General features: G+C 46.4%; 16 protein-coding genes. 4 read left to right on the forward strand and 12 right to left on the reverse strand.

The features are described 5' to 3' along the window. Window positions 1-120: 120 nt before the first annotated feature. Window positions 121-984 carry a glutamate racemase gene (gene murI, locus ABLA76_RS07055; RefSeq protein ID WP_285808871.1) on the reverse strand — a complete coding sequence of 288 codons (864 nt, stop codon included), beginning with the start codon at window positions 982-984 and terminating at the stop codon, window positions 121-123. Further along, window positions 929-2767 carry a TonB-dependent vitamin B12 receptor BtuB gene (gene btuB / locus ABLA76_RS07060; protein WP_348987389.1) on the reverse strand — a complete coding sequence of 613 codons (1839 nt, stop codon included), beginning with the start codon at window positions 2765-2767 and terminating at the stop codon, window positions 929-931. Before btuB ends, murI begins: the two co-directional genes overlap by 56 nt. A gap of 202 nt (window positions 2768-2969) precedes the next feature. Between btuB and trmA the strand changes: the two genes are divergently transcribed. After that, complete coding sequence (gene trmA / locus ABLA76_RS07065) at window positions 2970-4070, forward strand: tRNA (uridine(54)-C5)-methyltransferase TrmA (protein WP_047768582.1); 1101 nt, start codon at window positions 2970-2972, stop codon at window positions 4068-4070. A 74-nt stretch (window positions 4071-4144) separates the two neighbouring features. On the opposite strand, the gene ABLA76_RS07070 is transcribed toward trmA, so the two are convergent. Further along, window positions 4145-4522 (reverse strand): YijD family membrane protein, encoded by a 378-nt coding sequence (locus ABLA76_RS07070; RefSeq protein WP_348987390.1) that lies wholly within the window; start codon window positions 4520-4522, stop codon window positions 4145-4147. A 21-nt stretch (window positions 4523-4543) separates the two neighbouring features. Further along, a complete protein-coding gene (fabR, locus tag ABLA76_RS07075; RefSeq protein ID WP_348987391.1) occupies window positions 4544-5206 on the reverse strand; it encodes an HTH-type transcriptional repressor FabR in 663 nt (220 codons plus the stop codon). A gap of 205 nt (window positions 5207-5411) precedes the next feature. Between fabR and sthA the strand changes: the two genes are divergently transcribed. Further along, window positions 5412-6809, forward strand: a complete 1398-nt coding sequence (gene sthA / locus ABLA76_RS07080; protein WP_348987392.1) for a Si-specific NAD(P)(+) transhydrogenase — start codon at window positions 5412-5414, stop codon at window positions 6807-6809. On the opposite strand, the gene oxyR is transcribed toward sthA, so the two are convergent. From oxyR to argC, 5 genes are all read right to left on the reverse strand, one after another. Then, window positions 6801-7718, reverse strand: coding sequence for a DNA-binding transcriptional regulator OxyR (gene oxyR, locus ABLA76_RS07085; protein ID WP_348987393.1), 918 nt, complete (start codon window positions 7716-7718; stop codon window positions 6801-6803). The genes sthA and oxyR overlap by 9 nt on opposite strands. A gap of 99 nt (window positions 7719-7817) precedes the next feature. Beyond that, complete coding sequence (gene argH, locus ABLA76_RS07090) at window positions 7818-9191, reverse strand: argininosuccinate lyase (protein WP_348987394.1); 1374 nt, start codon at window positions 9189-9191, stop codon at window positions 7818-7820. A gap of 55 nt (window positions 9192-9246) precedes the next feature. After that, entirely contained in the window at window positions 9247-10458 is a 1212-nt protein-coding gene (locus tag ABLA76_RS07095) for an argininosuccinate synthase (RefSeq protein WP_348987395.1), read from the reverse strand. 24 nt (window positions 10459-10482) lie between these two features. Next, window positions 10483-11256 carry an acetylglutamate kinase gene (gene argB / locus ABLA76_RS07100; protein WP_047768595.1) on the reverse strand — a complete coding sequence of 258 codons (774 nt, stop codon included), beginning with the start codon at window positions 11254-11256 and terminating at the stop codon, window positions 10483-10485. Window positions 11257-11298: 42 nt separating this feature from the next. Beyond that, entirely contained in the window at window positions 11299-12303 is a 1005-nt protein-coding gene (gene argC / locus ABLA76_RS07105) for an N-acetyl-gamma-glutamyl-phosphate reductase (RefSeq protein ID WP_285808880.1), read from the reverse strand. Between the two features lie 116 nt (window positions 12304-12419). Between argC and argE the strand changes: the two genes are divergently transcribed. Both argE and metF read left to right on the forward strand, forming a co-directional pair. Then, window positions 12420-13577: an acetylornithine deacetylase gene (argE, locus tag ABLA76_RS07110; protein ID WP_348987396.1), complete on the forward strand. Its 1158-nt coding sequence runs from the start codon at window positions 12420-12422 to the stop codon at window positions 13575-13577. Between the two features lie 214 nt (window positions 13578-13791). Continuing rightward, window positions 13792-14679, forward strand: a complete 888-nt coding sequence (gene metF / locus ABLA76_RS07115; protein WP_348987397.1) for a methylenetetrahydrofolate reductase — start codon at window positions 13792-13794, stop codon at window positions 14677-14679. A gap of 57 nt (window positions 14680-14736) precedes the next feature. On the opposite strand, the gene ppc is transcribed toward metF, so the two are convergent. From ppc to metB, 3 genes are all read right to left on the reverse strand, one after another. Then, window positions 14737-17373: a phosphoenolpyruvate carboxylase gene (gene ppc / locus ABLA76_RS07120; RefSeq protein WP_348987398.1), complete on the reverse strand. Its 2637-nt coding sequence runs from the start codon at window positions 17371-17373 to the stop codon at window positions 14737-14739. Window positions 17374-17575: 202 nt separating this feature from the next. Continuing rightward, window positions 17576-20011 (reverse strand): bifunctional aspartate kinase/homoserine dehydrogenase II, encoded by a 2436-nt coding sequence (locus ABLA76_RS07125; protein ID WP_348987399.1) that lies wholly within the window; start codon window positions 20009-20011, stop codon window positions 17576-17578. 9 nt (window positions 20012-20020) lie between these two features. Continuing rightward, window positions 20021-21181: a cystathionine gamma-synthase gene (gene metB, locus ABLA76_RS07130; RefSeq protein ID WP_348987400.1), complete on the reverse strand. Its 1161-nt coding sequence runs from the start codon at window positions 21179-21181 to the stop codon at window positions 20021-20023. Window positions 21182-21220 lie beyond the last annotated feature (39 nt).

A 21220-nucleotide genomic window follows, 5' to 3' on the forward strand; every position in this document is an offset into this window, starting at 1 on the left:
CTTCGCGGCCTGTTTCAGCTCAGCGTCGGTCAGTGGGGCGCATTATAGGGTGTTTTTCGGCGCTGACAATAGTTTTTTTGAAAAAAACTACCAAGCGGTGATTATTACACCAAATTGCACTTAAATTGGTAGTTTTTCCAGCGTTAAGAAGCCTAATTCGCGTAAAACGGGATGTAATGTTTCACTCTCTGGCTCGATCTTTGTGCAGTAGGCTAAGTTATCCGCTGTTGTTAAAAACAAATCTTCCCGATTTTTGACAAGCCATGCAGTTCTGCGAGCGATTGCCGCTCCCGAATCAATCAATCTTGTTCCATCCGGTAAAACTTGAGCAATTTCTTCTGCTATCAGAGGAAAGTGTGTACATCCTAAAATAACTGTATCTGGTGGCTCTTTCATTCTTAGCCACGGTTTCAGTATTTTCTCTAACTCTTTTAGAGGAACGTCCTTACCATGTAATTTTCGTTCAGCTAACTCAACCAATTCAGCAGAGCCAATTGCATACATCTGGCAATCCGTAGCAAACCTTGCGATTAATTCTTTGGTATAGTCGCGCTTCACTGTGGCACTTGTCGCCAATAGTCCCACAACACGGTTACAGGTTAGCTTCGCCGCAGGTTTGATCGCAGGCACAACACCAACCACAGGAAAAGAAAAACGTTCACGCAAGGCGGGCAAACTGACCGTACTAGCAGTATTGCAAGCAATCACGACAACTGCCAAAGGGTGTTTTTTCTGGATCGTATCAACAATCTGAACAACCCTTTCTACAATGACTTCCGCCGTTTTCTCGCCGTAAGGGAATGCTTCATTATCGAAAGCATATATATAGTGGAGATCTGGCAAGAGTTGCCGAATCTCTTGATAGACAGATAAACCACCCACTCCAGAATCAAAAACCAGGATCGTTGGACGGGCGGTCTTGTTTAAATCAGAAGTTGTAGCTTCCAGTGAGGTAGTATTCTCTTCCTGGGGTGCGATAGCCATAGGCTGTCTCATAATGCTTATCAAACAGATTGGCTATTCTAGCATGGATTGTCAGGTGGTCAGTGATCGAATATGCGGCGCTGATATCCCACAGACTTACGCCCGCTAATTTTACTGTTTTCGCAGGATATACATTATAGTCTTGGTCATAACGCCGACCAATATATTGATAGGTTATTCCCCAATCGACATTAAAAGCGTCCCAATCCAATTGATATTTAACTTGCTGTTTAGCTCTGCGAGTTAATTGCTGCCCACGGCCATCACGCGGGTCAGTGAACTGTAATGTGAGTTGATGTTGGAATAAGCTAGTCTCCATTGTTCCCGTCCACTCAATACCTTTTATTTTTGCCTTATCACCGTTCTCATAGCGATTATTGGCAAAATCTATCAACTGTTCAATATCGTTACGATAAGCAGATAGACGCCAATTAAGTGACCTGGTCAATCCTTCAATTCCAATTTCCCATTGCTTGCTTTTTTCTGCTGTAAGGTTTTCATTTCCCCATTTGCTATAAAGCTGATTCAAAGTTGGTGCTTTGAATGCCGTTCCATACGAAGTGATAAAACGATAACCATCAACAAATTCCCAGCCGATGCCGATTTGCCCTGTCGTATTCCAGTTATAATCAGAATGGTGATCTGAACGTACAGCACCTTCTAAAATGACATTCTGCACCTTTTGCTGTGCAGTTAAATAGAGTCCCGTATTATCAACATGCTTTTGTACAGGAATGTTATTAGAGCCTGCGGCAACCCCTTCTCTTTTCCAATCAATCCCACTACTGATTGCCCCATGACCAACCTGCCACGTATTTCCCCATTGCACATTGTACTGTTTGGAATCACTCAGACTGGCGTTATTGCCATAACGCCCATGCTTAGGAACATAATCGTAATCTTTGACATGACCGTAACTGACAATGAATTGAGAAGAATAACGGCCTTGATTAAATTGAATACCCGCATCATAGGAACGATTGAACAGTTCGCGAGTGTCTGCTTCGCCGATGTTCCATGCGTCATAAGCCGTCCGATTATTCAATCCATAGGCTCGGACAAATCCGCTTATTTGCTCACTTATTTTATGATCTATTTCCAACCACAGCATTTTACTCATAAAGCCATCACGATCTGGCTGACGATATCCCCCCGTTTTACCATCAACTATCACATCAAACCCTTTGGTGTAGGTATAGCCTGCGGCTGTAGTGAATAAAGTATTCTCACCGAGTTTTTGCTGTGTTGAACCATTATAGTTCTGGTATCCGTTTGAGCCGATACCCGCATTCAGTGTTACCCCGCGTTGTTCCCGTTTTGTGATGATATTGATCACGCCACCAATGGCATCAGAACCATATACAGCAGAACGTGCGCCACGGATATATTCTATTCTTTGCACCATGGAGATTGGGATCTGGCTAAAATCGGCGGCTCCGGTAATGCCTGCCTGATTCAAACGGATCCCATCCACCAGCACCAGTGTATGATTTGAGTTCGTACCACGAACAAATAAAGAAGAGTGCTGCCCAATCCCCCCATTCTGCGCAATATCAATACCCGGCAACCGGCGGAAAACATCCATCAGGCTGCTGGATTGCCAACGATCTAACTCTTCACGAGTCACTACCGTCGTTGGCGCCAACACTGAAGAAATCGGCTGCTTAAAGCGATTAGCTGTAACCACCAACGTATCTGGATTGTCAGCCACTGCAAAATGGTTCCAACCAGAAAATATCGCCACGGACGCAGCAGATAGAAAAATCTGTTTTTTATTTGCCATAAGATTTGTGATGAGAATGAGTGTGGTATCTGGCTATCTATATTAACTATAAAGCGTCATGCTACGATGAAGGCTTTAGCGTGTCCAGAATGCCCCTCTATCAAAAAAAGCGCGGATAAACTAGAAAACTGGACATCCTTTGCACTTGCCCTACAATGCCGCACGGAAATTTTTCTTAACGCAACCATACGAGAACCCGATAATGCAGAATGCCTTGCCAACGGAAAATTATGAAAATCAATTGACGGAGAAAGTTTATCGTCTAAAAGGAATGATGCTCCCCTTTAGCGCACCCGAACCTGAAGTTTTCCGTTCCCCGGCATCACATTACAGAATGCGCGCAGAATTCCGTATCTGGCATGAGGAAGATGACCTCTACCACATTATGTTTGATCAGCAGACCAAACAGCGTATCCGCATTGATCAATTTCCAGTGGCCAATCAGCTCATCAATAAAATGATGCAAGCCATCATGGCTGGCGTAAAAGACAATCCCGTATTACGCCATAAACTGTTTCAGGTGGATTACCTTTCTACCCGCAGTAACAAAATTATTGTCTCCCTGCTTTACCACAAAAAACTGGGGGATGAATGGCGTGAACATGCAACCGCTCTGCGTACTCAACTCATCGCCGCAGGGTTTGATGTGCAACTTATTGGACGCGCTGCAAAAACCAAGATCATGCTTGACCATGACTATATAGATGAAGCGTTGTCTGTTGCCGGTAAGACGATGATTTACCGTCAGGTCGAAAATAGCTTCACACAACCGAATGCCAGTATCAATGTTCATATGTTGGAATGGGCTATTGATATTACTAAAGGCTCGAAAGGTGACTTGCTTGAGCTGTATTGTGGCAATGGTAATTTCTCCCTGGCGCTGGCGCAGAATTTTGAACGGGTATTAGCGACAGAAATTGCCAAGCCTTCCGTAGCTGCGGCACAATTTAATATCGCAGCGAACAAAATTGATAACGTACAGATTATCCGCATGTCAGCGGAAGAATTTACCCAGGCGATGAACGGAGTGCGTGAGTTTAACCGATTGCAAGGCATTGATTTAAGCCGTTATCAATGTGAAACCATTTTTGTTGATCCACCGCGCAGCGGACTGGATGAAGAAACGCTAAAAATGGTTCAAGCGTATCCACGTATTCTTTATATTTCCTGCAATCCAGAAACACTCTGCCAAAATCTGGAGACGCTGACACAAACCCACAAAATCAGCCAACTGGCACTCTTTGACCAATTCCCTTATACCCACCATATGGAGTGCGGTGTCCTACTGGAAAAAAGAACATAGTCGTCATTAAAAATCAAAACGCCACCCAATTGACTTTGTGGCGTTTTTTATTGAATCGTTCTCGATAAAAGCGATTACCTTTGGCTTTCTGAAGTGAGCGCTACTTGCTGCTTGCGTTTTTTCATCTTTAGGTAGATCCAAAACACCAAGACAGTACCAATAACGACAGGCAAGAAATTAGAGCCAATTGCTGGATATTCCATCCGAATAAAGGCGTTATACACAAACATACCTAAAAAGAAGCATCCCACAGCCAGCTTGGGTAATCCGTCTGCCATCGGATAATTCAAATAACGTTGGTGGAGACAATACAAAGAAAGTGCCAGGGCAATAAGAGGGAAAATAGAAAAAGGGACAAATGAATTAAAAAATATTGAGAAAGTTCCGTGTGTTGCCATTCCAACGATAAGAGCCAGCAACATGGTGCTTTTATCTTGGCGGTATTGTTCCATCGTATTATTCTCCTTTCATTATTATTCAGAGGATTTAGGGATCGCTTTAGGGACAGTGTTTTTTTCTTGCTCACGACGATACCAATAATAAGCGCCTTTGGAAATCATGCGGAGTTGCAAAACCAAACGCTCTTCGAGACGACGCCTTTTTTCTTCATCAATATCCAGCGCTTCTGCACCTGCACTGAACACGATTGTCACCATCGCCTCGGCTTGTATTTCAGTGAAATGGCGGGGCATATGGCTGGCTTGCTCAAGGTAGTCTGCCAATTCAGCAATAAAATGTTGGATTTCCCGTGCTACAGCAGCACGAAATTCAGCCGATGTACCGGAGCGTTCACGCAGCAACAGCCGGAACGCATTAGGATTGTTGCCAATAAACTCCATGAAGGTTGAAACCGAAGTACGGATGACACTGCCGCCTTTGGCGATGCGCTGACGTGCCTGACGCATTAACTGACGCAACATCAAACCACTTTCATCGACCATCGTCAGCCCCAGTTCATCCACATCACGAAAATGTCGATAAAAAGAAGTTGGTGCAATACCCGCCTCCCGAGCCACTTCCCGTAGGCTAAGGCTGGTAAAACTGCGTTCAGCACTGAGTTGGCGAAATGCCGCCTCAATCAGGGAGCGGCGGGTTTTTTCTTTCTGTTTTGCTCTAACGCCGGTTACGTTACTCACAACAATCCTGATCTATCTCGACTTTAATCGGGCAAATATAACAGATTCTGCTAAGTTTGCTGTGATTGTTCTCTTAAAGATATTATTCGATGTTTTCCCGATCTATTTCTAAACAGTGAGATAAAAACCTCATGCTCATTGGGTTATTGCGTCGAGTAATGTTAAGATAGCGTTGTTATTTTGTGTAAAAACAGGTCTTTCCTCTATGCAACATACTCATTTTGATGCCATTGTTATTGGCTCTGGTCCCGGTGGGGAAGGAGCAGCAATGGGGTTAGTAAAACAAGGCAAAAACGTTGCTGTTATAGAACGTTATAATAATGTCGGCGGTGGATGTACTCACTGGGGTACAATCCCCTCGAAAGCGCTCCGCCATGCTGTTAGTCGTATTATCGAATTTAATCAAAATCCTCTCTACAGTGATAACTCCCGCATTCTTCGTTCCTCGTTTTCAGAAATTCTGCGCCATGCTGACGTCGTGATTAACCAGCAAACTAAAATGCGCCAGGGGTTTTATGAACGTAACCGCTGTCGAATGTTTGCAGGAGAAGCCACTTTCATTGATGAACATCGGGTAAGTGTGCGTTATACCGATGATAGTGTTGATGTCTTGAACGCAGACAACATTATCATTGCCACCGGTTCCCGTCCTTACTGTCCTCCTGACGTCGATTTCACCCACTCCCGTATTTATAACAGCGATACCATATTGCAGCTGGATCACGAACCTCGCCATGTCATTATTTATGGTGCCGGCGTGATTGGTTGTGAATATGCCTCCATTTTCCGTGGATTGGGTGTTAAGGTGGATTTGATCAATACCCGTGATTATCTTCTGTCCTTTCTTGATCAAGAAATGTCTGATGCCCTTTCCTACCATTTTTGGAATAGTGGTACGGTCATCCGTCATAACGAAGAATATGAAAAAATTGAAGGCCTTGATGATGGTGTTATTGTTCACCTGAAATCTGGCAAGAAAGTCAAAGCGGATTGCCTGTTGTATGCCAATGGCAGAACAGGTAATACAGACACGCTAGGTTTAGAAAATGTCGGACTGGAAACAGACAACCGCGGGTTACTGAAAGTCAATCGCGTCTACCAGACCAACAATGAAAACATCTATGCAGTGGGTGATGTTATTGGCTATCCAAGTTTGGCTTCTGCGGCCTATGATCAGGGACGCATCGCTGCAAGAGCGATGACCACAGGCAATGCTAATCTGCATCTGGTGGAAGATATCCCGACCGGGATTTATACCATTCCTGAAATTAGTTCGGTGGGCAAAACCGAGCAGCAATTAACCGCCATGAAAATCCCTTATGAGGTGGGTCGCGCCCAATTCAAGCATCTGGCAAGAGCGCAAATTGCCGGTATGAATGTTGGCAGCATCAAAATCCTGTTCCACCGTGAGACAAAACAGATTTTAGGCATCCACTGTTTTGGCGAACGTGCCGCAGAGATCATTCATATTGGTCAGGCCATTATGGAACAAAAAGGTGAAGGCAATAATATCGAATATTTCGTTAATACTACCTTCAATTATCCAACAATGGCGGAAGCCTACCGTGTTGCGGCACTCAATGGGCTAAACCGATTATTTTGATGTTTTTCCGGGTATTTCAAAATAATTGCCCATTTTAGTCCGGATCGCCTCTGCCAATTGCTCATAGCGACCACGCAGAGGTGAGCCGGGACGATAAACCAATATGACGGTCCGCTTAGGTTCCGGTTCATAACACGCCAGATAGCAAACCCCATCCCGCCTTCTCTCATTCGGCACTGACAAATCAGGTAATAATGTAATGCCGCTGCCCGCTGCGACCATATTACGCAGGGTTTCCAGACTGGTCGCCCTAAAATGGGTATCTTCTTTGGCTCCCGCCTGAAAACAAAATCCCATCGCCTGATCACGTAAACAGTGCCCATCTTCCAGCATCAATAACTTCTCGCCGGATAGCTCACCCATCTTAATTTTGTCCCGCCCGGCCCATTTATGCTCCTCATATACCGCCAGCTTCATGGGTTCTTCAAACAACGGCACTTCGATAAATGCTTCGGTTTCTTTCACCAACGCCAAAATAGCGCAGTCAAGCTTTCCACTATCAAGTTGAGCCAACAAGTTTAGGGTTTGTGCCTCATGCAGGTACATTTCCAATTTGGGGAACAATTTATGCAGTTCAGGAATAATCAGCGGCAGGAGATAGGGAGCGATTGTTGGAATAAGACCGATATGCAACGGCCCAGACATACTTTCACCTTGAAGGGAGGCCATTTCCTGCAAAACCTTCACTTCCCTCAAAACGGTTTTGGCCTGTTCCACTAGCAACATTCCCTGTTGGGTAAACAATACCTTGCGGCTAGTGCGTTCCAGCAGCATCACGCCAAGCTCATCTTCCAGTTTGCGGATTTGCCCGCTCAGTGTCGGTTGGCTGACATGACAAGCATCAGCGGCTCGGCGAAAATGCCGGTATTCTGCAAGTGCTACAAGGTATTCTAGATCGCGGATATTCATTCCCAACCTCAGCATTTGATATCAATGATAGTATTGACCAATAAATCATTATATCCACGAGGGGAAAAAACTATCAACTGCGTGTGATTATTGATGTTTTTAGCTAACTCGCTGCCTGGCCTGAGCAATCGCTAGCTTCACTTGTTCTTGCGCTACCCCCCCTTTTGCCCGTCGCTTGTCCAAACACGATTGCAACGATAAAACATCATAGACATCCACCGCAATGACGTTGCTGAATTTTTGCAATTCAAATAGAGAAAGCTCTTCCAGCGCCTTACCTCTGTCAATTGCCGCAACAACAACTTCACCAACAATGTGGTGTGCCTCGCGGAACGGAACACCTTTTGCGACCAGATAATCAGCCAGCTCAGTCGCATTAGCATATCCTTGCTTTGCGGCTTCCTCGCAACGGGGGCGTTTTATCTGAATGCCATTTAACACCAGTATCGCCATATGCAAACAATCCAGCCAGGTATCCAGTGCATCAAACAAGCCTTCCTTATCTTCCTGCATATCTTTATTGTAGGCGAGAGGAAGCCCTTTTAACGTCATCATCATCCCCGTCAATGCCCCTTGCACCCGTCCACACTTGCCACGGATAAGTTCCAACGCATCCGGGTTTTTCTTTTGTGGCATCAAGGAAGAGCCGGAAGTTACCCGATCCGACAATTCAACAAAGCCGGCCTCTCCGCTATTAAAGAAAATTAAATCCTCAGCAAAACGCGAAAGATGGATCATACTAATGCCCGCATCTGACAGTAGCTCCAAAACATGATCACGATCCGAAACACTATCCAGACTATTGCGTGTCGCTGAAGCAAAACCGAGCCATGACGCCAGTTGCTCACGATCAATATCATAAGCCGTTCCTGCCAGCGCCCCGCATCCCAATGGACTGATATCCAACCGCTTTAATGCATCCTGCAATCGGCTTTCATCACGACTCAGCATTTCCACATAAGCCAGACACCAATGGGCAAAAGTGACAGGTTGCGCCCGCTGTAAATGGGTATAACCTGGCATGACTGCATCCTGATTATTTTCAGCAGTGAATACCAACGCTTGTTGCAACTCATCTAATGCTTTCAGAATGTGGACGATCTGATCTTTACACCATAACTTCAGGTCAGTTGCGACCTGATCATTACGGCTGCGTCCCGTATGGAGTTTCTTCCCCAAATCGCCCACTTTCGTGATAAGTTGCCCTTCTACCCAACTATGAATATCTTCCGCATCGCTTTGCAAAATGGCCTTGGGGTTGGTTCGCACTTCATCCAGTAACGCATTTAAAGCCAGCTCCAGCTTTTGCTGCTCTTCGGCAGTTAACACCCCCACCGTCACCAACGCTTTTGACCATGCAACCGAGCCAATAATATCCTGCTCCGCCAAACGATAATCAAAACACAGTGAATCATTGAATTGCTTGAACCGCTGATCGGCTTCCTGACTGAAACGTCCACCCCAAAGTGCCATAATATCGTTCCTGTTTTTTCTACTTGCTGATTACCAAGAATTAATAACCCTAAAATTACTTTTTGCTGCTCAGTGCACGAATACGTGAAGAAAGCGAATAGAGGCGGATAAACCCTTCTGCATGGCGATGATCGTAAACTTCATCCTCGCCAAAAGTGGCGAACTCTTCAGAATAGAGGCTATTGGCTGACTTTTTCTGCACTGCTGTTACCTGCCCTTTATAAAGTTTCAGGACAACTTCACCGCTGACACTGGCCGCTAAAATTTCAGCTGCCGCTTGAATTGATTGACGCAATGGCGCAAACCAACGGCCGTCATAAACCACATAAGACATTTCCAGCCCCAGTTGTTGACGCCATTTGAAACTATCGCGATCTAAAACCAGTTGTTCGATGCCGCGCAGTGCTTCCATCATGATGGTTCCCCCCGGTGTTTCATAACAACCGCGGGATTTCATGCCGACTAAACGGTTTTCTACGATATCGATCCGGCCAATGCCGTGCCTGGCTCCCAACTTATTTAACTCAGCAAGGCATTGATAAGGTGAAAGCGCCTGACCATTCACGCCAACCACCTCACCCCTTTCAATCGTCACCGTGATATATTCCGGTTCATTCGGTGCCTCTTCTGGTTCGGCTGTCCACACCCAACAATCTTTATCAGCAGCATTCCACGTACTTTCCAGAACCCCACCTTCGGTTGAAATGTGCCAGGCGTTTTCATCACGGCTATAAATTTTCTCCCGCGTTGCGGTTGTCGGGATATCACGAACCTTCAAATAATCCAGCAGCGCTTCACGGGAACGCAGATCCCATTCCCGCCACGGAGCGACAACTTTCAGATATGGTGCCAACGCGGTATAAGTACTTTCAAACCGAACCTGATCATTGCCTTTACCTGTTGCACCGTGGGCGACGGCATCCGCGCCTACTTTCAGTGCCAGCTCCACCTGCGCCTTAGCAATAATTGGACGAGCCATTGACGTACCAAGCAGATAGCTTCCCTCATACAGAGCGCCGGTTTTCAGCACAGGATAAACATACTCTTTGATAAACACTTCGCGCAGATCAACGACATGGCATTCGGAAGCACCGGAACGTAATGCTTTCTGCTCCACACCGTCCAGATCTTCACGACTTTGGCCAACATCAGCGACAAACGCAATCACTTCACAATTGCCATAATGTTCTTTCAACCACGGAATAATGGCGGATGTATCCAAACCACCTGAATATGCCAAAACGATTTTCTTAATGCTTTTAGTCATAGGGGTAACCTTTTTAATTTTTGTTTATGCCAAAATTCGTGTGCCAATCGGTATGCCATTAAATAATGCAATCAATTGATCTGCATGACGCCAACTCGCTATATCCACGGGTTGTCCGAGTGTTTTTGCCGCTTCCAGCGCCGCATTCACTTTCACTATCATGCCATCAGTGATAATGCCTTGATCGATAAGCTGCCCGATCTGCTCTGCCGTGGCTTCTGGGATCTTTTTCCCTTTCCCATCCAGAATACCGCTGACATCGGACAACAAGATCAAATCTGCATTCAGCACCTGTGCGATGGCTGTCGCCGCTTGATCGGCATTCACATTCATCAATTCACCCTGCCCAGTGATACCAATTGAGCTGATAACCGGCATATAGCCCACATCCAGCAAAATTTTCAGGAGATCAGGCGTTCCTGGTTGAGCCTTTCCAGTGTGACCAAGCTCTTCATCAAGTTGAGAAACTTTAACCATTCCCCCATCACCCAGACATAATCCGATCGCAGGCAAACGATATTTTGTTGCCGACGCCAGCAATTTCTTGTTGGCAGTGCCGGCTAACGTCCCTGTAATAATGTCGATTTGATCCTCTGGCGTCACCCGCAGACCTTGTTTCTTCAAAATCGGCATCTGTAATCGCTGCATCAACTCATCAACCAAGCAACCACCGCCGTGTACAATGACCAGTGGACGTTTATGGTTTTTTCGGTATAACTGTAATGTAGTAAATAACCGTTCCAGCGCCTCTTCACTGTCTAATAACACACCACCCAACTTGATAACTAACGGCTCCATCGGATTTATCCTCTGTCGGTATTCATCTCTGTAGGTTAGAAATTAAAGTAGTGCCTGAGTTTCTTCATACCCAAAACGAATATTCATGCACTGTACTGCTTGTGCCGCTGCCCCTTTCAACAAATTATCCTCAGCCCCTACGATGATCAGGTGTTGCCCCTGAACAGCAAAACCAATATCGCAGAATGGCAAACCAACAACAGCTTTCAACGCGGGAACTCCTTTGCTATATAACCGCACCAACGGCTTATCATGATAGGCCTGTTGATAAGCTTCCCTGATTTGTGCTTCTGTCACACCAGATTTCAATTTACAGGTAATTGTGGCAAGAATACCGCGTGAGAAATTGCCCAAATGGGGGGTAAAAATCACCTCTGTACCTAAATGGGCGGTGATTTCAGGTTGATGACGATGGTTAAAAATCCCATACGGTTGCAAACTCACTTCACAGAAACTATTGGTGATCGATGCTTTCCGGCCAGCACCACTGACACCACTGATCGCATTGATAACAGGCCAATGTTCTGTATCTAATAAATTTTGTTCAAGCAACGGTTTCAAGGAAAGTTGGGAAACAGTAGGGTAACAACCGGGAACAGCAATCAATTGCGCTTGCCTGATTTTTTCTGCTTGCCATTCGGCTAATCCATATACCGCTTGCTCCAACCACAGCGTATTTTTATGTTCAAACCCGTAGTATTTTTTATAGAACTGTGTATTTTGTACACGATAGGCTCCCGATAAATCAAACACGATACAACCTGCTGCCAGAAATATCGGGGCAATATCATGGCTGACTTCATGGGCTGTGGCGAGAAAGACCACATCAATCCCTTTTGCCGCTTCACTCACATCAGTCAGCGGCTGTAAGGACAAATCCACAATACCCTGATATTGTGGATGAAGTTCTGAAAAACATTTCCCTGCATCTAAACTTTGAGAAGAAACCATCAAGCCGGAGAGATGGACATAGGGATGACGTTGCAGATATGCTGCTAACTCAGCTCCGGTATAACCACTGGCACCAACTATCAGCGTATTCAACATGGGATTTATTCACCTTATAGTATTAACCCAATAATATTAATTCAATGACTTTACTGAATTTATATGCAATAAATCTGCATTAATATTGATACTATTATGAGTAAGGGCTGTCAACAGTGAATCTTAAATTACCGTCTTTTATTAAATTATATCATCAGCTCATTGCGGCACCTTCTATCAGTGCAACTGATGCTGAACTCGATCAAAGCAATGAAGTTGTTATCAATCTGCTGGCGGAATGGCTAAAAGAGATCGGGTTTGCCATTGAAATTCAAGGCGTTCCTGAAACGCGAGGTAAATTCAATCTGCTGGCAACATTGGGCAGTGGTTCGGGAGGGTTACTACTGTGTGGTCATACGGATACCGTTCCTTTTGATGCTGGGCGCTGGACACAAGATCCCTTCACACTGACCGAACGCAATGGCAAGTTATATGGGCTTGGAACGGCTGATATGAAAGGTTTTTTTGCCTTTATCGTTGATGCGTTACGGGATATCGATGTCAGTAAACTATCACATCCCCTTTATATTCTGGCCACCGCTGACGAAGAAACATCAATGGCAGGTGCACGTTACTTTGCTGCCAATGCCCATATTCGGCCTGATTTTGCCATCATTGGCGAACCCACATCATTACAGCCAATCCGCGCCCATAAAGGGCATATAGCCCAGACTATCCGCATTGAAGGAAAATCAGGGCATTCCAGTGATCCAGCACGAGGTGTCAATGCCATTGATCTGATGCACGAATCCATTACCCAGCTCATAAAACTACGCCACACCTTACAAGAACGCTATCACAATCCGGCCTTCATCATTCCCTATCCAACCATGAATTTCGGCCATATTCATGGCGGTGATGCTGCAAATCGTATTTGTGCCTGCTGCGAGCTGCATATGGATATCCGCCCGCTTCCCGGATTGACTTTGCAGGATTTGCATGAATTGCTGAATGACGCTCTGGAACCGGTCAAACAGCGCTGGCCTGGTCGCCTGAACGTAACGGAACTCCATCCCCCGATTCCGGGTTATGAATGCCCAACAGACCATAAATTGGTGGGTGTAATTGAAAAACTGCTGGGAACGAAAGCGGATACCGTCAACTACTGTACAGAAGCACCTTTTATTCAGGAGTTGTGCCCGACATTGGTCTTGGGGCCGGGATCAATTGAACAAGCGCACCAGCCTGATGAATTTTTAGATATGGCATTTATTGAGCCAACAAGAACGCTACTTTCACAACTTGTGGCGCATTTTTGCTTGAATGCGGGTTAATTTTCACTGCCTGTCACCCCGATGAGTACATCGGGGTTTCATACTGCCTCCCCAACATGAATTTCTTTCCTGATCGCTTTGAATATTCCTCACTGGAAATAAGCTATTTCCCGATTGACTAAAAATCCCGCTTCGCCCATTCTATTTAGACATCTAAACGGATAGACATTTAAACACTTAAACATCTAAAAATAGATTCATGAGGGCACAGGGTATGAGTTTTTTTCACGCGAATCAGCGAGAAGCGCTGAACCAGAATCTGGCTGAACTTGAAGGGCAAATTCGTGTTTCCTTTGAATTCTTTCCACCCAGAACGGCTGAGATGGAACAAACTCTGTGGAAATCCATTGATCGCTTGAGCAAGCTGAAACCTAAATTTGTTTCTGTCACCTATGGTGCTAACTCTGGTGAACGTGATCGCACCCATAGCATTATCAAGGGCATTAAAGAAAAAACCGGCCTTGATGCAGCCCCACACCTGACTTGTATTGATGCCAACCGTGAAGAACTGAGCAGCATTGCCCATGATTATTGGCAAAACGGCATTCGTCATATTGTGGCATTACGTGGTGATTTACCGACTCACGGTTGCAAGCCCGAAATGTACGGTGCTGATTTAGTTGAGCTATTAAAAAAAGAAGCGGATTTTGATATCTCCGTTGCCGCTTATCCAGAAGTGCATCCAGAAGCGAAAAGTGCACAGGCAGACTTGATCAATTTAAAACGTAAAATTGATGCCGGCGCTAATCGTGCCATTACCCAATTCTTTTTTGATGTGGAAAGCTACCTGCGTTTTCGTGATCGTTGCGTCGCAACAGGGATTGACGTGGAAATTGTACCAGGGATCTTACCGGTCTCGAACTTCCGTCAGTTACAACGATTTGCCACGCTGACCAATGTCCGTATTCCCAGCTGGATGACCAGAATGTTTGACGGGTTAGATGATGATCCAGAAAGTCGCAACTTAGTCGGCGCCTCGATTGCGATGGATATGGTGAAAATTCTCAGTCGTGAAGGTGTGAAAGATTTTCATTTTTATACCCTGAATCGGGCAGAATTGAGTTATGCCATCTGCCATACATTGGGAGTACGTCCTTGTTAAAACCCAAAAAGCCGAACAGTTTCCCTATTCGGCTTCTATGATTAAAAAATATGTAAACTATCCTGTATTACGCATGCCTGCCGCAACGCCGGCAATCGTCACCATCAGCGCCTGTTCAAGATGCGGATCAGGATTTTCCTGCTGACGGGAGCGCTGTAATAATTCGGCCTGGAGTACGTTCAACGGATCGGTATACACGTTACGCAAAGCAATAGATTCGGCGATCCACGGCAAATCCGCCATCAATTGCTCATCCTGTGCAATGGTCAATACCGTTTCGATATCCTCTGCAAGTTGGTTACGCAATTTGACCCCTAATGACCACAGTTTCGGTTCGACCAAACGCTGATCGTAATATTCCGCTAACCACAAATCTGCTTTGGCAAATACCATCTCCAACATGGCAATACGCGTATTGAAAAATGGCCAGGCGCGACACATCTCCGTTAAAACGGACAAATTACCAGCATCGATCACCCGTTGCAGCGCTGCACCCGCGCCTAACCATGCCGGCAACATCAAGCGGTTTTGCGTCCAGGCAAATATCCACGGGATCGCTCGCAAACTTTCAACGCCTCCTGTCGGGCGTCGTTTAGCCGGCCGCGAACCCAAAGGCAGTTTTGCCAACTCTTGTTCCGGTGTTGCTGTCCGGAAATAAGGCACAAATTCCGGTTGCTCACGGACATAATCACGATACATGTCACAGGAAACATCGGAGAGCGTATCCATAATCTGCTGCCATTCCGGTTTCGGCTCTGGTGGCGGCAATAAGTTGGCTTCCAGAATCGCACTGGCGTACAAGGCCAAACTGCTGATCGTTACCTGCGGCAAACCAAATTTAAAACGGATCATTTCCCCCTGTTCCGTTACCCGAAACCCGCCTTTCAGACTGCCCGGTGGCTGAGAGAGCAAAGCTGAATGTGCTGGCGCACCACCACGACCAATCGTGCCGCCGCGTCCGTGGAACAAGGTTAATGTTACACCTTCTTGTTCACACAATTTGATCAACGCATCCTGTGCCCGGTATTGTGCCCACGACGCCGCCATCACCCCTGCATCTTTGGCTGAATCGGAGTAACCAATCATCACCATCTGCTTATCCTTAATCAGATCGCGATACCACTCAACGCCCAATAGTTGCCGGATAACACCTTCTGCATTGTTCAGGTCATCAAGGGTTTCGAACAAGGGCGCGACAGGCAATGACAATGGGCATCCCGCTTCTTTCAACAACAATTTTACCGCCAAGACATCAGAAGGGACTTTCGCCATAGAAATAACATAAGCCGCAATCGAATCTTGGGGTGATTCAGCAATCACCTTGCAGGTAGCGAAAACTTCTTGCGTTTCTGCGCTTGGCTGCCAATCACGCGGGGTCAGAGGGCGTTTTGATTGCAACTCGCGTAACAGGAACGCCTGTTTTTCGGTTTCAGGCCAGCTCGCATAATCACCCATTGCCAGATATTGCGTCAGTTCAGCAATCGCATCGGTATGGCGGGTACTTTCCTGGCGGATATCAATACGCACCAAAGACAGACCAAAGCAACGGATGCGACGCAAGGTATCCAGCAATTGCCCGTTGGCGATAATCTCCATACCGCAATCCTTCAGGGATTGATAGCAGGCATATAGCGGTTGCCATAACTGTTCGTTATGCAGGAGCAGATCCGCAGGTGGCAGAACTTGCTCGCCTTTCAGGCGTTTTTCCAGATAAGCCAGTGTATTATTTAATTGCGTGCGCAATTGTTTGGCAATTTCACGGTAAGGCTCTAAAACCTGCTCACCTCCCGCCATTTGACGCAGTTCAGGTGTACATTCCGACATGGAGAGTTCAGAGACTAAAACCTGAATATCTTTCAGGAACAGATCGGCGGCCTTCCAACGGCTCAACAGTAAAACATGACGGGTAATTTCAGCGGTAACGTTAGGATTACCATCGCGATCCCCCCCCATCCAGGAGGTGAAACGTATTGGCACGGCTTCCACTGGCAAGCTATGACCAATAGATCCTTCCAGTTGTTCATTGAATTCACGCAGGAAGGCCGGCACACCTTCCCATAAGCTGTTTTCAACCACAGCAAAACCCCATTTTGCTTCATCAATTGGGGTGGGACGGTTCTTACGGATCTCATCAGTATGCCATGATTGGGCAATCAACTGCCGCAATCGGCGCATGATGTTATTGCGTTCATAATCGGCCAAATCGTCATGATCAAGCTGTGCCAGACAGCCATTAACTTCAACCAACTTATGAATCAGAGTACGGCGGGCAATTTCTGTCGGATGAGCGGTCAGAACTAATTCAATCGCCAGTTCATTGACTGCCTTAATCAAATCGTCATTGCTGAATTGTTTGTCTTTGAGCCGGTTGAACAGCGCGGCCAGCGCGACCGGATTACTTGCTGCTTCGCCGTGTGGAGAAATACTGTGATATTGTTCGGCAACGTTAGTCAGATTTAAAAACTGGTTAAACGCACGGGCAACAGGCAATAATTCATCATTGGATAAATTTTCCAGCGTTGATAAAAGCTGCTGACGGTGAGCCTCATTACCTGCACGGGATGATTTAGATAACTTCCTGATCGTTTCAACTTTATCAAGAATATCTTCTCCTAAAGCTTCCTTAATTGTATCGCCCAGCAACTTACCGAGCATACTGACATTACTTCGCATTGCGGAATATTGTTGATTCATGTGGTTCCTGGCCTTGTGTTGCTGTATGTCACCTATTTCACCAATGGATTGGCTTACCCTATTTTCTGTCTAAATGTGTCATGTTTTACTGTAGAGCGTGTTCTTCTGTTTATCTCTAACGCTCTATTCATATCAGAAAACAAACCACTTGGGCGAATTTTAAAGCCTGATTGCTCAATATCTCTCCGACAAAGAGATTAGGTTACAGAAGTTGTGACAGACGATTTAAATCCGATTGGATTGCCCCCGCAGTAACATCTCGCCCCGCTCCTGGCCCACGGATCACTAACGGATTATCACGATACCAGCGGCTTTCTATCGCAAAGACATTATCTGCCGGCAGCAATGAAGCCAATGGATGATCGCTACGCACCGCTTCCACACCCACTTTCGCCTTACCACTGGCATCAAAACGTGCGACATACCGTAGTACCATGCCCATTTCCTGTGCCGCTTGCAACCGTTGCCGCATTTGCTCATTAATGGCAGCACTGTTTTCAAAGAACTCTTCGATAGAACCGTTCCGAGCCTCTTTCGGTACTAAAGACTCAACACGCACATGATTAGGCTCTATCTCATAACCCGCTTCGCGTGCCAGAATAACCAGCTTACGCATCACATCCTGACCAGAAAGGTCAATACGCGGATCAGGTTCCGTCAACCCTTGTTGCCAGGCTTGTTCTACTAAATCACTGAAAGGCACAGAACCATCAAACTGCAAGAACAGCCAGGATAATGTGCCAGAAAAAACGCCACTGATGGACAAAATGGTATCACCGCTCTCCCGCAGATCCCTGACAGAGTGGTTAATCGGCAGCCCTGCCCCCACTGTGGCGTTGTATAACCAATGACGCCCCGTTTTTGTAAAGGCATCTCGGATCATACGATATGTATTGCTGTCGGAAGAACCGGCAACTTTGTTGGCACTGATAACGTGAAATCCATAGCTGGCAAAGTAGATATACTCTTTAGCCAGTTCTTCACTTGCCGTGACATCCAGTACAACCAAATCATCATAAGGATGTGCCCGTATCCATAAAAACAGGGCATCTTCTTCATGTTCAGTTGCTTCATCATCAAAAAAGGCCAACGCACGACTGGCATCAATGCCCTGATAATTCAGCAAACTCCGGCGACTATCGACGATCCCCGCCAGGATAAATTCAAATCCACTGCGAGCAGAAATGTTCTTCTGTTCACGGGCAAACAGCTCCAGCCAACGAGAACCAATATTCCCTTTGCCAAACAGCACTAAACCGATGCGTTTTTCTGCCCTGAACAGGCTTTGGTGCAATCCCTGAATCAAATGTGATGTCTGATTCGAACGCAGTACAGCAACCAGACTAATGTCATCTTCTGCATGCCAGATAAATTCAACGGGCTGATCTTTTAATTGTTGATAAAAACGATGGCTATGCAGCGGATTCTTGCATACCCCCGCCCCCACTAATGCCACCAGCGCTAAACCTTCACGCAAAGAAAGTTTGCCGGGTAAGGGGGCATCCTGCAAAACATCCAGGGCGCTATTCACAATCTCAGAGGTATAACAGAGTTGGATCAGGTTGCAATCTGCATGTAACCCTGTTGCCAATGGCCGGATTTGGGCGCGTTTCAACAAAGAATCAATGTCTTTATAGACTTGCTTGAAATCGTGGGCTGGAGAAACATGCAATTCAATCAGGCAAACATCATCATGGCTGGTGACAATTTTTGCCCCTGTCCCGGTTGCCAGCACCCGTTCAATCTGGGTGGAACCCTGTTCAGGTTGGTAACTGCAACGCAATTGCAGATCAATATCGCTGAGAGAAACTGGCTGCAATGTACGGGTATGGAGAACGGGTGCGGCTAAACGTGCCAGTTCACTGGCTTCATCCAAACGCAGCAACGGCAACAGGCAGGCATCGTTGACTTTACGCGGATCGGCACTGTAAACCCCCGCCACATCACTCCAAATTGTGACTTTTTTGGCTCCCGCCAAAGCCCCAACTTGGGTAGCAGAATAGTCGCTGCCATTGCGTCCCAACAATACCGTCTCCCCCTTCTGATTACTGGAAATAAAACCGGTAACCACTAAACGCTTATTGGAGTTTTGGATCAGTAATTGGCTCAGTAGCGGTTGAGATAAGCTGACGTCAACTTGCGGTTGAGCAATGCGCTCTGCCCGCAGGAACTGACGCGCATCCAGCCATGCACTGGGGATACCCTGATTTTCCAGCACCGCCGCCATTAAACGGGCAGACCAGATTTCCCCATGACCGACAACTTCGGCATATGTGATATCGGTGACGGGTTTATCCAACAATACGCTCAATCTTTCCAGATCAGCGATAAAGGCTGCGTTCAGTTCTTCTGCAACGGTTTCGGGCAACAAGCCACGGATCAATTCTTGCTGGTAACGCCGCAAAGACTGCTGTATTTGATGGGCTGATATCCGGTCATTCTGACTCAATTTAAGCCAATCAATCAACTGGTTGGTCGTACTCCCCGCAGCCGATACCACCATCAAATCACCCGGCTGGCTGTAGTTCGCCATAATTTCAGCCACCCGCTGATAGCATTTCACATCAGCCAGGCTGCTGCCACCAAATTTATGTAACTGACGGCCAGATTCCGCCCCCGCTGTTGCCAGTATACTCATGATTAATGATTACCTCGTTACCGCTGCCTGAAAGGCATTGTCCAGATCAGCAATTAAATCCTGACTATCTTCAATTCCTACAGAGACACGAAGAAGTAAATCCGTAATCCCTGCCTGAGTCCTTGCTTCTGCCGACATTCCCGCGTGTGTCATGGTTGCAGTATGAGAAATCAACGATTCCACACCACCGAGAGATTCAGCCAAGGTAAATAATTTTAACGCAGATAAGAAACGACGCATGGCCTGTTCATCACCCTCCAGTTCGAAACTGAGCATCGCCCCAAAACCTTGCTGTTGCTTAACAGCAATTTCATGCCCCGGATGGTTCTTCAACGCAGGATAGAAGAGCCTTTTCACTTGGGGCTGCTGTTGCAAATAATCCACAATGGCAACAGCATTGTTTTGCTGGAGCAGCACACGGGCAGATAATGTACGAATGCCACGCAGCAGCAGATAGCTATCAAACGCCGCAGCCGTCACACCAATATTGTTCGCCCACCATGCCAACTCTTCCGCGATGGATGGCTCCTTAGCGATAATGGCGCCTGCGATCAGATCAGAGTGCCCATTCAAATATTTCGTGCAGGAATGCACCACTAAATCTGCCCCCAAATCCAACGGCTTTTGCAGTACAGGACTTAAGAACGTGTTATCGACGACAGCCAATGCCCCAATTTCATGAGCCAATCCACAAATGTATTGAATATCTACGATCCGCAACAAAGGATTACTCGGCGTTTCAATGAGCACCAGTTTGGGCTTTTGGGCCAACGCCTGTTTCAACGCCTGTTCATCTGACTGATCAACAAAAATCACATTGTATGCACCACGTTTGCTCAGACTGTCAAACAACCGGTAACTCCCGCCATAACAATCATGGGGCGCCACCAATAAATCTCCCGGTTTCAGGAATACGGTACAGAGCAGATGAATCGCTGACATGCCACTGCTGGTCATGACTGCGCCCACTCCGCCTTCCAGCTCGGCCAAAACCTGTTGGACAACATCACGGCCAGGGTTGCCACGGCGTGAGTAATCATGCTCTCTGGGTTCATTGAAACCGGTAAAGTTGTATGTACTGGAAAGATAGATAGGCGGAACAACACAACCATATTGTTCATCAACATTTAAACCACTGTGAACCGCAATTGTCGCTTGCTTACATCCCATAACCTTTCCCCATCGTCGTTATTATTAGCGTCCCGCAAG

The organism is Xenorhabdus sp. SGI240 (assembly GCF_040081915.1).
Taxonomy (GTDB): Bacteria; Pseudomonadota; Gammaproteobacteria; order Enterobacterales; family Enterobacteriaceae; genus Xenorhabdus; species Xenorhabdus bakwenae.